This is a genomic window from Dyadobacter sp. CY356 (assembly GCF_021440195.1).
GTDB lineage: Bacteria > Bacteroidota > Bacteroidia > Cytophagales > Spirosomataceae > Dyadobacter.
In genome coordinates this window covers 1,276,070-1,287,252 of the sequence record NZ_JAJTSZ010000002.1, presented here as the reverse complement: position 1 = coordinate 1,287,252, position 11,183 = coordinate 1,276,070, and the positions used below count along the sequence as shown (strand labels likewise).

The 11,183-nt window shown below is 39.0% G+C and carries 12 protein-coding genes; 7 read left to right on the top strand and 5 right to left on the bottom strand.

From position 1 onward, the window contains the following. Positions 1-178: 178 nt before the first annotated feature. Positions 179-556, bottom strand: a complete 378-nt coding sequence (locus LXL81_RS11795; protein WP_234646984.1) for a DUF423 domain-containing protein — start codon at positions 554-556, stop codon at positions 179-181. 154 nt (positions 557-710) lie between these two features. Here LXL81_RS11795 and LXL81_RS11790 point away from each other — a divergent pair, with 154 nt between their 5' ends. Next, on the top strand, positions 711-1,775 hold the full coding sequence (locus LXL81_RS11790; RefSeq protein WP_234646983.1) for a glycosyltransferase family 9 protein: 1,065 nt from the start codon (positions 711-713) through the stop codon (positions 1,773-1,775). A gap of 32 nt (positions 1,776-1,807) precedes the next feature. Here LXL81_RS11790 and LXL81_RS11785 read toward each other — a convergent pair whose 3' ends face one another. Beyond that, positions 1,808-2,470 carry a YggS family pyridoxal phosphate-dependent enzyme gene (locus tag LXL81_RS11785; protein WP_234646982.1) on the bottom strand — a complete coding sequence of 221 codons (663 nt, stop codon included), beginning with the start codon at positions 2,468-2,470 and terminating at the stop codon, positions 1,808-1,810. A 140-nt stretch (positions 2,471-2,610) separates the two neighbouring features. Here LXL81_RS11785 and LXL81_RS11780 point away from each other — a divergent pair, with 140 nt between their 5' ends. From LXL81_RS11780 to rplI, 4 genes are all read left to right on the top strand, one after another. After that, complete coding sequence (locus tag LXL81_RS11780; RefSeq protein WP_234646981.1) at positions 2,611-3,552, top strand: hypothetical protein; 942 nt, start codon at positions 2,611-2,613, stop codon at positions 3,550-3,552. 139 nt (positions 3,553-3,691) lie between these two features. Continuing rightward, entirely contained in the window at positions 3,692-4,069 is a 378-nt protein-coding gene (gene rpsF / locus LXL81_RS11775; RefSeq protein WP_234646980.1) for a 30S ribosomal protein S6, read from the top strand. 3 nt (positions 4,070-4,072) lie between these two features. Further along, positions 4,073-4,324, top strand: coding sequence for a 30S ribosomal protein S18 (rpsR, locus tag LXL81_RS11770; RefSeq protein WP_015811483.1), 252 nt, complete (start codon positions 4,073-4,075; stop codon positions 4,322-4,324). A 20-nt stretch (positions 4,325-4,344) separates the two neighbouring features. Then, positions 4,345-4,791: a 50S ribosomal protein L9 gene (gene rplI / locus LXL81_RS11765; protein ID WP_234646979.1), complete on the top strand. Its 447-nt coding sequence runs from the start codon at positions 4,345-4,347 to the stop codon at positions 4,789-4,791. Positions 4,792-4,884: 93 nt separating this feature from the next. Here the strand turns inward: rplI and lysM are convergent, their stop codons facing one another. After that, entirely contained in the window at positions 4,885-5,343 is a 459-nt protein-coding gene (lysM, locus tag LXL81_RS11760) for a peptidoglycan-binding protein LysM (protein WP_234646978.1), read from the bottom strand. 210 nt (positions 5,344-5,553) lie between these two features. Between lysM and LXL81_RS11755 the strand changes: the two genes are divergently transcribed. Together LXL81_RS11755 and LXL81_RS11750 are read left to right on the top strand one after the other, a co-directional pair. Beyond that, the gene (locus tag LXL81_RS11755) at positions 5,554-7,203 is read left to right on the top strand and encodes a glycerol-3-phosphate dehydrogenase/oxidase (RefSeq protein ID WP_234646977.1); all 1,650 of its coding nucleotides are present in this window, start codon (positions 5,554-5,556) and stop codon (positions 7,201-7,203) included. A 23-nt stretch (positions 7,204-7,226) separates the two neighbouring features. Then, positions 7,227-8,297 carry a beta-ketoacyl synthase chain length factor gene (locus tag LXL81_RS11750; RefSeq protein ID WP_234646976.1) on the top strand — a complete coding sequence of 357 codons (1,071 nt, stop codon included), beginning with the start codon at positions 7,227-7,229 and terminating at the stop codon, positions 8,295-8,297. A gap of 35 nt (positions 8,298-8,332) precedes the next feature. On the opposite strand, the gene LXL81_RS11745 is transcribed toward LXL81_RS11750, so the two are convergent. Further along, the gene (locus tag LXL81_RS11745) at positions 8,333-9,586 is read right to left on the bottom strand and encodes an NAD(P)/FAD-dependent oxidoreductase (RefSeq protein WP_234646975.1); all 1,254 of its coding nucleotides are present in this window, start codon (positions 9,584-9,586) and stop codon (positions 8,333-8,335) included. Continuing rightward, a complete protein-coding gene (locus tag LXL81_RS11740; protein WP_234646974.1) occupies positions 9,579-11,108 on the bottom strand; it encodes an NAD(P)/FAD-dependent oxidoreductase in 1,530 nt (509 codons plus the stop codon). Before LXL81_RS11740 ends, LXL81_RS11745 begins: the two co-directional genes overlap by 8 nt. Positions 11,109-11,183 lie beyond the last annotated feature (75 nt).

Here is an 11,183-nt window from a genome sequence, read left to right as displayed (position 1 = left end):
GATAGGTCTAAATTATCAATCTGGACTGCATCAGAGTCTAAAAACCAAAATCCAGATCAATGTATAATTCAATTTTAAACTTTATTCATAATTTTAAACTGAAGGCAACCTATTTTAGGCAATCACATTCATTAACCATTAACCATTAACCATCAACCATTAACCATTAACCATTAATTCAAAGTTTCCCGGCCGCCATAACAAGTAATATCCATCCAACAATCAGCAATAAACCGCCAATTGGTGCTGTTGCTCCAAATTTTGTGATGCCTGTAAAGCAAATTGCATATAACGATCCTGAGAAAATGATTACTCCAAAAATGAACGCATGACCGGACCAAGCCAATAATTTTATTGCATCTTCACCTGCACGTTGCAATAAAAGTCCAACCAGGACCATAGCCAGAGCATGGTAGAATTGATACTTAACCGCCGTTTCAAATGTATCCATTCGGCCTGATGCTTCAAGCATTCCCTTTAAAGCGTGGGCACCAAATGCACCAAGTGCTACGGCCAATGCACCAAAAATGCCGCCTGCCTGAATTATAAATTTCATATATACTGAGCGTTGAAAGTTTATTATTTGTCGTTATGGCTTACCGGCAAAGTTAGGTTTGGGAAAAGGGGTAACCAACTCTTTGACGAAAAATTATTTTAACTTGCAGGCAGAACCACAATCTGAAATATAGTATCAGGGAAAAGATTATAAAATGACAATAGAACGTTTCAGGCAGCTTTGGACACACCGCTATTTTAAGTATTCACATATTCTTAAAGCCCACTTTCTGGCATTTCAGGCTTATACTTATTTCAAAACGAAAAAAGCAAAATTTGAAAAAGGCAAAGAGCTGATTGCCATCGTCAGGACGGAACATTTTGGTGACATTGTTGCTGCTGAGCCTATAAGCCGGTATGTTCGCTCATTGCATCCAAATGCCCATATAGTATGGTTTGTAAAGCCAACCTATCATGAATTGATCGATTTTAATCCTGCGGTTGATGAAACTTTTGGTGAATTTTGTGTGACCCAACGGAGGATTTTATTTGAAAAAAACGTCTTTGATAAGATTTATCCGCTTCAATTCAGTAATAATAATCATTGTGCAAAATGTCAGGTTACCATAGACAATCCTATTGCAGAGCGAAAAGGCATCAACGTAAGTACCTATTTTAATTTCGGGAATTTGCTGGAAGTTTTTGCTCAGACCGCCGGTTTGGTAAGCAGTGAACTTCCATTTCCGGCGGATGATCAGCCGAGGTTATATCTTCAGGATCAGCACCGTCAAAAAGCAGATTCTTTAAATTTACCGGAACGTTTTATTGTCATTCATTGCCAGTCAAACTATGCGCCAAAAGATTGGCCGGCAGAACGTTGGGATCAGCTTGTAGGATGGATTTCGGAAACTTATTCATACAAAATTGTTGAAATTGGGTTGAAAAGTAATTTAAGTACGAAAGAGTCAGGTTACAGAAATTTGTGCGGACAATTATCAATTCTGGAAACCGCAGAAGTTATTAAAAGAGCTGATTTTTTCATCGGACTTGATAGCGGCCCGTCTCATTTGGCAAATGCTGTAAGTACCACAGGTGTTATTTTGATGGGCTCATTGGGTGCTTTTCCATCTTATAATCCTTATTCGGGAAGTTATGGGCGACAGGAAAATGCCTTTTTTGTGCGTCAGGATGGGAAAATGTGTGCTGAACTTTCTTTCGAATTTGTAAAAGAAAAAGTCGCTTCTGTATTGGATAAAACTATTTTAAAGAGAGAATTATAATCAGGAACCCTCTCTTTAAAATAAATTTACTATTATCTGGCGCCGAAAATTGCGCTTCCTACTCTCACCAGAGTACTGCCTTCTTCGACAGCAAGCAGGAAATCTCCGCTCATTCCCATGGAAAGTTCGCGCATTTCAACATTACCTTTTTCGTATGTTTTGAAGGAATCAAAAAGCGTTTTTAAATGTCGGAATTCGAGGCGTACTTTTTCCTGGTTATCAGAATTGGATGCCATTCCCATCAGTCCGACAATCCGGATATTATTAAGCGAAACTAAGTCATCAGATTCCAGGATTTCTTTTGCTTCTTCATCCGAGAGACCGAATTTTGTTTCTTCCTCAGCTATAAATATCTGAAGAAGACAATCAATGATCCGATTGTTTTTTGCCGCTTCCTTATTGATCTCTTTTAAAAGTTTGAAATTATCAACCGAATGAATCATCGAAACATAAGGCGCCATATATTTTACCTTGTTCGATTGTAGGTGCCCAATCATGTGCCATTCGATATCTTTGGGTAAAACTTCGTACTTTGCCGTCATTTCCTGAACTTTGTTCTCTCCAAAACGGCGGAAGCCTGCCTGATAGGTTTCTTCCAAAACTTCCGTTGGCTTGGTTTTAGTTACAGCAATTAACCTGGCTTTCTGTTGTAACTGGTCTTCAATTTGCTTGATGTTTTGAGCAATTTCAGGCATTGTGATTATATGAAATTTTTAATAACGAATAATTTACAAGGGATATTTTGGCCTTACTTTTCAGAAATAGGGCTTAACTTATTTCAAAATTGAAAAAAACGTAGTTCTTTTACCAACTAATTAAAAAATTAACTCTCTTTATGGACTATAATCAAGAACAAAAGCAAGATCGGAAAACTCTTCTATGGGCTGCTCTGGCCGTTTTAGCATTGCTTAATTTGGTACTTGTTTATTTTATCTATCACGAAAAACAGGAAAATAGAGTTAAGGACGATATTATAACGGCAAAAACCGAAGAGGTCTTGTTTACCAAAACAAAGCTTGATTCAATTTCTGCCGAATTGGATACGAAAATCGCTGAGATACAGCAATTGGGTGGAAGCGTGGATTCTTTGATCGAATTGAAAAAACAACTTGAAAAAGATAAGGAGGAATTGAAAAACGTGAACAATTTCTCGGCTTCGAATTTCAATAAGAAAATTAAATCCTATGAAAATGTTTTATCACAAAAAGATACTGAAATTAATAATCTTCGTGAGGAGTTAGGTATCGTGACAAACAAAAACCAGGAACTGAGCCAGCAGGTTACAGGACTGGAATCTGAAAAGCAACTTTTGAATGATTCTGTTAATAATTATTCAGCTCAAAACCGCGAACTGGCTGAAAAAGTAACTCTGGCTTCTGCTTTACGTACCGAAGAACTTACCATCCATGCGGTTTCTGCAAAAGGGAAAGAACGTGATGGTGATAAATTCAGAGCAAAAAGAATTGATAAACTGCGCGTTAGCTTCAAGCTGGGTGAAAATGCAGTTGCCAAACAAAATGAAAAGGATATTTATCTGCGTATTCTTGATCCCGACGGGGCGGTACTTTCAGATATGGCAACCGGCTCAGGTGCATTTAATTATAATGGCAAAGAAATGATTTACAGTTCAAAACAAACTGTAAATTTTACAAACAGCCGTCAGCAGGTTGATATTTTCTACGGTCGTGGTGGAATTCCAATGAAAGACGGGAAATATGCGATCGAAGTTTACAGCGAAGGATTTAAAATCGGACAGGGAGATTTTACTGTAAAATAATCTATAACAGCTTAACTTTCTGATAAATATATACAGGGCTTGGAATTCTCGATTCCAAGCCCTATTTTTGCACCCTCATTATGGATTCCAGTAATCCCGAATGAGGATTAAATTCAATTTATATTTAAATATTTGCCGTATGTCTAAGCAGTATGAAACGGTGTTCATTCTAACTCCCATCTTGTCTGAGGCTCAGATGAGGGACGCCGTTGAAAAATTCCGTACGCTTATCACTGAGAATGGTGGTACGCTTGTACACGAAGAAAACTGGGGATTGCGTAAGCTAGCCTACCCCATTCAAAAGAAAAACACAGGTTACTACAATGTGTTTGAGTATGCAGCAGAAAGTGGTGCTGTTGTTGATGTTTTGGAGACGGAGTTCCGTCGTGACGAACGCGTTATGCGTTTCTTGACTATCGCCCTTGACAAAGATTCTCTTGCTTACAATGAGAAAAAACGTAAAGGTCTGATTGGAAGAAAGAAAGAAGAAACAACTGAATCTAAAACCGAAGCATAAGCTATGTCACTCGTAAACGAACCGGTTGAAAAAAACATCAACCGCAAAAAATACTGCCGTTTTAAGAAAGCGGGTATTAAATACATTGATTACAAGAATCCTGACTTTTTGTTGAAACTTGTAAATGAGCAAGGAAAGATCTTGCCACGTCGTCTTACAGGTACTAGCTTGAAATACCAGCGTAAAGTATCTCAGGCAATTAAAAGAGCACGTCACTTGGCGTTATTGCCATTTGTTGCTGATCAATTGAAATAAAATAGAAAGAGATACTAACAATGGAAATCATACTAATAACTGATATTGCCGGAGTAGGTTATAAGAACGACATCGTGAATGTAAAAGCGGGTTTCGGTCGTAACTACCTTATTCCGCAGGGTTTTGCCTTATTGGCTAATGACTCTAATCGTAAAATCGTTGCAGAAAACGTACGTCAGGCTGCTCACAAAGCTGAAAAGCTTAAAAAAGATGCAGAAGATATTGCCTCTGCAATTGGCGATTTGATCATTGACATTCGCACTGTAGTTGGAGAAAGCGGCCGTATTTTCGGACGTGTTACGAACACACAGGTTGCTGACGTTCTTAAATCAAAAGGTTTTGATATTGACCGTAAGAAAATTACTGTTGATGACGTAAAATCGGTTGGTACTTATTCAGCACTTATCGATCTACACAAAGAAGTGAAACACAAAGTAACTTTGAACGTAATCGCAGCAGAAGATTAATAATCAGTCTTCTTCGACATAAAAAAAATGACAATCCGAAAGGATTGTCATTTTTTTTATGCTAAAAGCTAACACCTAAAAGCCACCAGCTCATTAAAGTGCCGGGATACGTAGAACCTGGCCCGGATAGATTTTATCTGGGTGGGTCAACATAGGTTTATTTGCTTCGAAAATAATCGGATATTTCATCATATCACCATAAACTTCTTTCGCAATCAGAGAAAGTGTGTCTCCTTTTACTACTGTATGATAGGTAGCTTCCGGAGCAGGCGTTGCAACTTTCAAACGGTTATCTACTATTTTAACTCCTTCAACATTACCTACTGCAAGAGCGATTTTTTCCGCATCTTCCTGTTTTGCAACTTCACCTTCTATCGTAACAGTATCGGTTGAAGTTTTCACGGAAAGGGAATTATATGCCAATCCAAGTTGCTTCACGTGAGCCAAAAGAGCGCTGGCACGAAGTGGTTCTGTCTCCGGCGTTGGAGCTGCTGCGGCTTCTTTGTGGAAAATTTTTTCTCCTACTCCCTGAAAAAATGACATTAGTCCCATTGTAAAAAATTGTTTTTTGTGTGTAAAAAAAGTTTAACTATTGAGTTCAAAGCTACTGTATTTTTCAAATACAACAACTCTCAGACGGAAAAATAGCAAAGATGTCACATCACTGATGGAATTTATTTTATAAATTATTTAATGTAATAACAATGCTCATCTTTGTACTTTTGTATGTTGATAAGAAATACAAATATTATACCCGCTTGCATGAATCGTAACGAGTCACTCCTTAGATTAAAAAATGAGCATTTTGATATTTGTATTATTGGAGCAGGCGCAAGTGGTGCCGGTTGCGCTCTGGATGCAGTTTTAAGAGGTTATAAAGTTGCCCTGATCGACCGAAAGGATTTCGCTTCCGAGACATCTTCGCGTTCTACAAAACTGATTCATGGCGGTGTACGCTATCTTGAACAAGCCTTTAAAAACCTTGATTTTGCACAGTTGAAACAGGTTCGTCATGGACTTGAAGAACGCCATATTGTACTTAACAATGCACCGCACCTTGCGAGGCCGCTGGCTTTGATGACTCCGGTAAGTTCCTGGATAGAAGGACTTTATTTTAGTATTGGCCTTAGAATGTACGACTGGTTTGCCACAAATGATTCTTTGCCAAAAAGTAAATGGCTGAAAAAGGAAGAAGTCCTTGCGAAAATCCCGACACTAAACAGAAGTAAATTACACAGCGCTGTCATGTATTACGATGGTCAGCTGGATGATGCAAGGTATTGTCTGGCTTTGTCTACATCGGCTTCTGAGGCAGGCGCGGCAGTTGCCAATTATATTGAAGTGAGTGGTTTTGAGAAAAATGAGCACGGTAAATTAAAAGGTGTGCAGGTTCGTGATACACAATCTGAGGAAGAATTTGCAATCAGTGCAAACATTGTAATCAATTGCACAGGGCCATTTTCTGATAAGATCAGGCATTTTGCTAACAGCTCTTTGCCTGGCCGCATAAGGCCTAGTAAGGGTGTTCATGTCGTGCTCCCGTACGAAGTCCTGAATAGTGAAAATGCGATGTTAATTCCAAAAACGCCGGATGGTCGCGTTGTTTTTGCAATTCCTTTTGAAGGCTCCATGTTGCTTGGGACTACGGATACAGACTCGCAAGATGTTGTGAATGAAGCTACTTTGAATAAAAAAGAGGTTGACTATCTGGTGAGTACGCTAAATCCTTACCTGGATAAAGAAATTGATATATCAAAAATCAAAGCAGGTTATGGTGGTTTGCGGCCACTTCTTTCCGCTGATCCAAATAAGTCGACGAAGACATTATTAAGGGATCATGAGATTGAAATAGATGACGTTTCGGGGCTGGTTAGTTTGCTGGGTGGAAAGTGGACAACGTATCGTTTGATGGCAAAAGACACAATCGATCAGGCAGATATTATTTTAGGAAAAACCAATGAATGTTTAACAGCTGATCATTTGCTGACCGGTGGCGCGAATTTTGATTACAATTCATGGAAATTTCTTGTAAAGGATTTTAGTTTGCCGGAAGATGTGAGCAAGCATTTGGTAAGTAAATATGGTTCGAAGGCAAGTGAAATAGGGAAACTTGTAACGGGAGATCCCGCACTTGGGGAAAGGCTTGACTCGAATTATCCTTATATCAAAGCAGAAATTATTTACACCGTACGTCATGAAATGGCGATTACCCCAAGGGATGTTTTAGCCAGAAGAATACGCATGGAAATTACTGATTGGAACGCTACGTTAAAATGCTTGCCCGAAGTAGCAGATCTGATGGCAGCGGAACTTGGATGGAGCAGTATCCTGAAAGAAAAGCATGTCAGGGAGTATAGTCAGGAAATAAAACAATTTATGGCAACGGCCGTTGGCGAAATGGCTGTTCAGTAGCTGTTTCTAGTGAAATTAACGATATGTTTATTAAAGATTTATCCTGTATCTCAGCTCAGCAAACGTTTGACGAATCTTTTTTTGAAGGAGCGATCATAGCCAAGACAGGAAACAGATATTCGGCAATCGAGCCTGGTTATGGTACTTTGATCCCAGCCGGGCTGCTTCGTAGAATGGGAAAGGCAGTTCGGATAGGTGTAGGCACCGGACTTCCCCTGATTCAAAAAAATCCGGATTTAGATGGTATCATACTGGCAACCGCAAACGGTGGTTTAGAAGATTGCCTCAAATTTCTGAATCAGATTGTGGATTACAACGAAGGTACTTTAACGCCTACTAATTTCGTCCAGAGCACTCCCAATGCTGTTGCCGGAAATCTGGCATTGATGAGCAAAAACACCGGATATAATGCCACGCACGTTAATAAAGGTTTGGCTTTTGAAGGTGCTTTAATGGATGCTTTTTTATTGTTTGATGAAAAAAAAGCGAGGTCATTACTGCTTGGTAGTATAGAAGAAATTTCAGATTATAATTTCAATATAGATCTGCTTGCCGGAACCTGGAAGAAAGATGAAAGTTCCACGGAGACCTTGCTTGGTTCAGGGACATCCGGAACGGTTTGTGGTGAAGCAGCGGTCATGTTTGTCGTTGAAGATGAAGAATCCGAAAATTCTGTGGCGGATATAATCGATGTAGATCAGATCAGCTATGCTGATGAAAGTAAATTAAGCGAAAAGCTCATTTCTTTTTTAGGCAAAAATAACATCGACTTTTCAGAAATTGATACGGTGATTTTGGGCTATAATGGCGACAGCCGTAGTGATCATTGGTACGATTGGATACTTGAAAACCATTTTCCTGGTAGTGCCGCCTATACCTACAAAAATCTGGTCGGTGACTTTCCCACCGCAACTGCCTTTGCAGTCTGGATGGGAGCTCATATTTTGACTGGAAAGAAAATGCCGGATGAGACTAAATTATCAAAGGAATTGCACAGAAAGGCAGAGAAAATATTGATTTATAATCACCATAAGGGCATTCAGCATGGGTTTATTTTGATGTCTGCTGTGAGTCAAAGTACAAAAAGCTTCTGATATGTACTTATTTCAGGAGCTTTTTGCTGATTAGATTAAAGCAAATCTGCACGTGATTTTTCGTCCATTTTAATCACTTTGGCCAGTGTGGGCAAAATGGTATCATGCTTTTTTACAAATGGATTGGATTGGTCCCAAACATATCCTGCTAAAACGGAGCATATCTGCTTTTTAATCTCTTCATTGACATTTTTTGCAAATACAATTGTTTGAAAATCTCCACTATACCAGCCGCTTACATAACTTCTGAAAACATTAATCCCTCCCTGCACAACGTCTTCATATTCTTTTTTCCAGTCCACAGTTTTTCCCTGCAAATGTTTGTGCGTCATCTTAGCGGAGAGTAAACCTGATGCTGTGGCAAAAGTAACGCCGGATGAAAAAATCGGATCGAGGAACTCGGTACTGTTGCCGGATAAAACAAAACCTTCACCATACATCTGCTTCACACCAACCGAATAGCCAAGAATATGTTTGGGCTCCCATTTTAGCTCTGCATTTTTAAAACGACCCTTCAAATCATCAAATTCACGGATGAAAGTCTTATATTTTTCTCCACCGTTTTCTGCCATTTCTTCGATTTTTTCACGATTTCCAACCACACCAACAGAGGTAGAACCATCGGAAAACGGAATTGCCCATATCCAGGATTTGTTATCATCGAAAGAGTGGACGAATATATTATTGCTTGCCTTTTCTGTGCGGTTCTTATCTTCCAAATGTGAAAAAATAGCACCGCGGGGTGAGAATGCCGATGGTTTGCTCAGGTCAAATAATCTTGGCAAAACACGTCCGTATCCGCTCGAATCAATAATGAATTTTGCTTGTATCGTAAATTTATTTTCATTGACATCTTTATATTCAACAACTTGTTTTTCCTTTGAACAGCTAACATTCAGTACTTCACATTCAAAATGAACATCTACACCCTTGGCGCTCGTAGCTTCCGCAAGTGCCAGATCAAAATCTGCACGTTTCACCTGCCAGGTCCATGTCCAGCCTTTTGTAAATTGTTCAGAAAAGAAAAATTCACAGCGATTTTCACCACGCATAAACGCTGCTCCGGTTTTTTTCTGAAAGTTTTTTGGCACAACAGCTTCCAAAAGATCAGCTTCTTCCAGGTGTTCCATGCAGCAAGGGAGGAGACTTTCGCCGATTTGGAAACGCGGAAATTTCTCTTTTTCTAAAATTGTAATATCATATCCCTGTTTTTTTAAATAGGATGCAGCAACAGTTCCGGCAGGTCCGGCTCCGATAACCACCACATCAACTTCGGCATGATTATGCATCTTTTACTTTTTGAATAAGTTTATCTTTATCTACAAATGAAAAGCAGGTTACAAACGCACTGGCGGTCACTCCCAGAATGCCGTGCATTGCGATATTTTGTCCGGTTAAATGCAAATTCGGTATTCTCGTTTTTGTATTAATCTGAGTTCTCGTAGGCGAAGCAGAATTTTGCAAAACACCATACAAGGAGCCGTCTTTGTTCCCGATATAATCCCTGAATGTAAGCGGTGAAGTGCTGTGTGTTGAATGAATTTTATCTTCAATACCGGGAAAAAGTGTTTTAATCCGTTCCAAAATCTGCTCTTCCTTACGTTTTTTAAATCTTAGATATGATTCTTCACGTTCTCCCGGCTCAGAAACCGTTCGTGAAGTATGGCTCCATTCCTCAATTTCCTCACTTTTCATGTAGGTCATGATGGACATTGATTCAGCATATCTTTCATTTTTTGCAATAAACGGCGTGCATACAAAATAGGTCTGCGGCCATGTTTCCTGATCATATTCAATACCGTCCCAAACATCGTCATTATGGTGCTGATAGATATTGTAATTCAGATATTCAAAAGAATTTTCCTTAAAAGTAATGTGTAAGATAAAGGTTGAAATACTATTTTTCAAAGAACGAATCCGGTTCCGGTAAACCGCTAAAAAACGATTTTCTCCAAAAATATCAATTGTGACGGCAGGATGAATATTTGAAATAAACTGTTTTCCTCTAAAAACTTCTCCGTTTTCCGTAACCACACCAGTAATTTCTCCCGCATCATTATACTGTGCACCTACAACTTTTTTACGTTTTAAAATCTCACCTCCAAAATTCCGGATTCCACGGCTTAACTGTATGGCAATCTGCGAGCCACCATTAATAAATTTGTAAGATCCTGACAGATAGCTGTTTAATATCAGGGCATGGACAAAAAACGGTGTCATTTCCTTCACCCCGGCGTAAAGTAAATTCGTGCCTGCCAGTACATTTCTAAGCCTTTCATTTGTTGTTATTGAAGAAATGTAATCATAAGCATTAAGCTCCATCATGGTGTTATCCATCTGATAATTTGGTCCGGATACCGTCAGATTATATAGCGGAAATTTTGCACATGTCTCCTTAATTTTGGCGCAATAAGTCTCAATAGCTTCTATTTCTTCGGGGAAATATCCGATCATATTTTTCTTAAACTGATCATATCCCTGTCCGTAAAAATATTCTGACCCATCATCAAACCGAACAACATCAAACTTTTCTTCGTCCATGCGTTTAAGTTTCATCTTGTCAAGAATACCCAGATATTTAAAAAACTGGTAAAGATTTTCACCGGGATCCAAACCGCCAACGTAATGAACGCCCGTATCAAAAATGGTTTTATCCCGGCTATATACCTGAAGTAGGCCGCCAATCTGATGGTTTTTTTCCAGAACAAGTACGCTGTGACCTTCCGATGCCAATATATATGCACAAACCAATCCTCCCAAACCGCTCCCAACGATTACAAAATCATACTCCTTTTCAGATTGTTGCTGCATGTAAATGATTATTTCCAATTTATGTCGGGCAGGAAAACCTGACAAGATTTATAAATATTTTTGTGATTCTCTATT

What these genes read in the sequence shown, in the direction of transcription:
- LXL81_RS11780 (WP_234646981.1), top strand. Translation starts at nt 2,611, where the DNA reads ATGGACTATAATCAAGAACAAAAGCAAGATCGGAAAACTCTTCTATGG.
- LXL81_RS11795 (WP_234646984.1), bottom strand. Translation starts at nt 556, where the DNA reads ATGAAATTTATAATTCAGGCAGGCGGCATTTTTGGTGCATTGGCCGTA.
- LXL81_RS11785 (WP_234646982.1), bottom strand. Translation starts at nt 2,470, where the DNA reads ATGCCTGAAATTGCTCAAAACATCAAGCAAATTGAAGACCAGTTACAA.
- lysM (WP_234646978.1), bottom strand. Translation starts at nt 5,343, where the DNA reads ATGGGACTAATGTCATTTTTTCAGGGAGTAGGAGAAAAAATTTTCCAC.
- rpsR (WP_015811483.1), top strand. Translation starts at nt 4,073, where the DNA reads ATGTCACTCGTAAACGAACCGGTTGAAAAAAACATCAACCGCAAAAAA.
- rplI (WP_234646979.1), top strand. Translation starts at nt 4,345, where the DNA reads ATGGAAATCATACTAATAACTGATATTGCCGGAGTAGGTTATAAGAAC.
- LXL81_RS11790 (WP_234646983.1), top strand. Translation starts at nt 711, where the DNA reads ATGACAATAGAACGTTTCAGGCAGCTTTGGACACACCGCTATTTTAAG.
- LXL81_RS11745 (WP_234646975.1), bottom strand. Translation starts at nt 9,586, where the DNA reads ATGCATAATCATGCCGAAGTTGATGTGGTGGTTATCGGAGCCGGACCT.
- rpsF (WP_234646980.1), top strand. Translation starts at nt 3,692, where the DNA reads ATGTCTAAGCAGTATGAAACGGTGTTCATTCTAACTCCCATCTTGTCT.
- LXL81_RS11740 (WP_234646974.1), bottom strand. Translation starts at nt 11,108, where the DNA reads ATGCAGCAACAATCTGAAAAGGAGTATGATTTTGTAATCGTTGGGAGC.
- LXL81_RS11755 (WP_234646977.1), top strand. Translation starts at nt 5,554, where the DNA reads ATGAATCGTAACGAGTCACTCCTTAGATTAAAAAATGAGCATTTTGAT.
- LXL81_RS11750 (WP_234646976.1), top strand. Translation starts at nt 7,227, where the DNA reads ATGTTTATTAAAGATTTATCCTGTATCTCAGCTCAGCAAACGTTTGAC.